This is a genomic window from Paenibacillus sp. OT2-17, from assembly GCF_009827695.1.
Classification (GTDB): Bacteria; Bacillota; Bacilli; order Paenibacillales; family Paenibacillaceae; genus Paenibacillus; species Paenibacillus polymyxa_B.
In genome coordinates, this window is the sequence record NZ_WUDQ01000364.1 from 1 (window position 1) to 3752 (window position 3752).

A 3752-nucleotide genomic window follows, 5' to 3' on the forward strand; every position below is an offset into this window, starting at 1 on the left:
TCGATTTTGTCGACCATTCATGCTCCCCCTTTGTCTAATCGTAACCGTGTTTTGCATTATTCTTGATGATTTTCACCAAAAATGCAAACAGATGTTTTCTTTTACCTTGTCCATTTTAATTCAATATATCCCGTTTCGTAAAGACGGCGAATGAAACAATCAATGCCGCAGCCCCCCAAATGCCCAGTACAGCTAAAGAAAAGGGTAAGGTCATTCCCTCAATCGGGGCGGGGCTTCCAGATAAATAATCGGTTAATTCGAGGTTAACCATAAATAAATATTTAGCACTCTGCCAAGATGCAGCCATGTTTGTCAATATAGTGCCCGAAATAAGTGCAGCCATCATGACCACGATACTTGCCGCCGTACTTCGTACCAGGACAGATACCATAAAGGCTAACGAAGCTACCACAAGACTGACAAACCAGATCAATCCGGCTTGCAGCATCAGATAATGCCATTGTGGAATCGCGTGTACAGCAGACAAATCCACCGTCGATCCAACAATTTGAAATCCGGTAAATACCGGAACATTAAAACCGCGAAAACCAAAAAACAAGCCTGATATCAGATAACTAATCACAAATACAGCCAAAATAATGAGCGAGACGAACATATACAATGTCAGCAGCTTGCTCAGCAGTATTTTCCACCGCCTGACGGGGCGGGTCAGCAACATTTTTATCGTGCCTGTTGTCCGTTCTCCTGAAACCAGATCGGAAGCAATGGCCATAATCAACAGCGGAACGAACAGATTTATGGAATTATCCATAAACTCTCTGGTAAAGGTGACACCACTCGGCTCATTAGGATTCACATCATTTTCCAAATAATATTGCATCTGCTGCACAAAGACCCGACGGTAGGTCTTCCATTCCTCGGGAACCCGGTCACTTCCCAGCGAGTTTTGATTATCGGTAATCGCCTGACGCAGTTCGAGCCGCCAATCATTGCCGAATTTTTCGCGATTGTTTTCTGCCACTTTCATCTGAGCGTACGTAAAAATCGGCACAAGCACAAGTAAAACAAGCAAAATGACATAAAATCGTTTCTTCTTGATAATTTTGAGTGTTTCATTTTGTACGAGCGGTAAAATGTTATTCAAGTATCTCACCTTCCGTCATTTTCAGGAATAGCTGCTCCAGTGTAGGGTTGATTTTGGTTACACCTTTAACGGAAATACCGGAAGCCGTCATTTGTGTCACCAGCTCCGCAATATGCTCTTCATCCATTTCTGTAAAAATTGCATCGGCTCCGCTACCTGCCACAATGCTGTCATCAATTAATTCATCGGCGTTCGTAATTATTTGCACATGCGGAGAATTTTGCAATATGGCAAGACCCTGATCACGAGGCTCCAGTTGCCATACTGCCATGTGCGAGTGCGTATCAACCAATTCCCGCACACCACCTACAGCTAGCACCTTTCCCCGACTTATAATTGCCACCCGATCACATAGCAGCTGGATTTCGCTGAGCAAATGGCTGGAAACAAATACAGCCATGCCTTCTGCCGCTAGCAAACGGATAAAAGCTCTCATTTCCTTGATCCCCTTGGGGTCTAACCCGTTCGTCGGTTCATCCAAAATGAGCAATTTCGGTCTACCAAGCAAGGCTTGGGCTATACCAAGACGCTGGCGCATTCCGAGAGAATACGTACTTACTTTATCATGGATACGGCGATCGAGCCGAACCAGCTCAACGACTTCGCGGATACGCGGCTCGTCTACACCAGGCTGCATACGGGCAAAATGCTCTAAATTCTCCCACCCTGTCAGGTAGCTGTACACCTCTGGATTTTCCACAATAGAACCAATATGCCGCAAAGCCTGCTCAGGGTCACGATTTACATTATGTCCACAGACAGTAATCGTCCCTTCCGTAGGCTTAATTAAATCGACCAGCATACGAATAGTCGTCGTTTTTCCAGCCCCATTAGGACCGAGAAATCCGAAAATTTCACCCGCACGAACGTCGAATGTTACATCATGAATGATCATTTTGCGTTTGATACGTTTCTTAACGTGCTGAACAGAGAGAACTGTTTCGTTATTGCTTCTGTCTCTGCCTGCGCTGCCAACCTGATTGGCGGAATGGAAACTGGACACTGCATCCCTTGATGTCGGATTTTGGGTTATTCCAGCCCCGGTCTTGTCAGCAGATTGGATGCTCATTACTTGTTCCCTCCCTTTTTCACTTCAGCGGGTTGGCTACTTGTAGACTGTTGTTCATTATCCACTTTATCGGCATCCTTCGTGGTTGCAACTGCAAACCCTTGCGCGATACGTTCAGCGATTGCCTGATAGCCCTGTCCGTTTGGATGAAAATGATCGGAAGATAAATAGACGGGCAAATTTTGCTGGAACAAATCGAAAGTTGGAACCAGCGTCATATTGCTGTTTTGGTTGGTAATTGCCATGGCAGCCAGATTCCATTCTGTGACCACAAGATTACCGGGAATTTTCATTTCCTGCAGATCACTGAATGGATTATATAATCCGACATAGATAATTTTAGCATTCGGATTGATTTTCCCTACCTTTGTCAGCACTTTTTGCAGACGTTTGGCGGCATCAGGCACAGCTTTACGCAAACCACTGAGTGTAGGTGGCTCTTTGCCAGTTTGGGCAGCCTGAGCCCCCTGAAATAAATCATTTCCGCCAATCGAGACAATAATGACGTTAGCCTTTTTCAACACATAAGAAACACCAGGCTCATCCAGCTTGGTCAATAGTCCTTGAGTCGTCAGTCCATTAATCCCCAGATTATTTATGAGCTGTGCCTTATGGCCTTCCTGATTATTTAACAAGCTCACCGACCGACGCACAAAACCACTTCCGGAGTCATCCCCTGTGCCTTTGGCTAGCGAATCTCCAATGGCAGCTACCCGAAACTCTCCCGTCTGATTTGTAGCGGATGGCGCAGTTTGTGTCTGCGATGAACCGGAATGCACAGGTTGAGTGCTAACCATTGGCTCTGGAGCCGTGATACTTTGTACTGCTGTAATAAATCCGTACAATAATAGCAATGTGGCGGCAATGGAAACGGAACCGACAGACCGCCAAATCCATTTTGATGAATTCACTCGTGTTCCCTCCTGATAGCTTAGTGAAATAAACATAAGGCTTCTCATATCATTTTGCAAATAAACCGTTCGGAATAAAAGCGCAATAAACGCTTAGAGTCACACATAATTTCCCATGAACATGCAAAAAAAGGATGGCAAATGGCCACCCTTATATTATACTTTCTTGTGCGAATAGTTTATCCTCACAACTCTAATCAGACGAACCAAACTATTTACTATCAGGGATGAAACTTTTGATCCATTGTCCAAAACTGCCCGGATTTCGACTTTGAATCAGTACCGTCCCTTCACCGCGAAAGCGGCATACAAGCGCTTCTCCACTCGTTACGCTGGACAACCAGCCTTTAGATGCTTTTTCAATTTTATAATCCATATAATCCGGCCATGCCACCAGATGAGCATTATCAATAATACGCTCCTCTCCTGGCGCGATGTAAATGGGATGAATGGCTCCATAAGAGGACAGGAATACCGTACCTCGACCACTGATTTCTACGATAAAAAAACCTTCACCAGAGAATAAACCTTTCATCAGGTTTTGCATTTTGGTGCTTACCTCAATGCCTTCCGTACAAGCCAGAAAACCGTCCTTTTGGACCAACAGTCTATACGTGCCATCCAGTTCCACCGCTTGTACATCACCTATACTGGCAGGGGCTAACAA

At 45.1% G+C, this 3752-nt stretch carries 4 protein-coding genes; all 4 read right to left on the reverse strand.

From position 1 onward, the window contains the following. Positions 1 to 115: 115 nt before the first annotated feature. Entirely contained in the window at positions 116 to 1105 is a 990-nt protein-coding gene (locus tag GRP75_RS21260) for an ABC transporter permease (RefSeq protein ID WP_076295306.1), read from the reverse strand. Next, on the reverse strand, positions 1098 to 2174 hold the full coding sequence (locus tag GRP75_RS21265; RefSeq protein WP_053325634.1) for an ABC transporter ATP-binding protein: 1077 nt from the start codon (positions 2172 to 2174) through the stop codon (positions 1098 to 1100). The genes GRP75_RS21260 and GRP75_RS21265 overlap by 8 nt, the downstream gene beginning before the upstream one ends. After that, positions 2174 to 3121 carry a GDSL-type esterase/lipase family protein gene (locus GRP75_RS21270; protein ID WP_053325635.1) on the reverse strand — a complete coding sequence of 316 codons (948 nt, stop codon included), beginning with the start codon at positions 3119 to 3121 and terminating at the stop codon, positions 2174 to 2176. The genes GRP75_RS21265 and GRP75_RS21270 overlap by 1 nt, the downstream gene beginning before the upstream one ends. Before the next feature lie 175 nt (positions 3122 to 3296). Further along, positions 3297 to 3752, reverse strand: a 456-nt coding sequence (locus GRP75_RS21275; protein ID WP_160790291.1) for a TIGR00266 family protein, incomplete at its 5' end; no start/stop codon positions are given.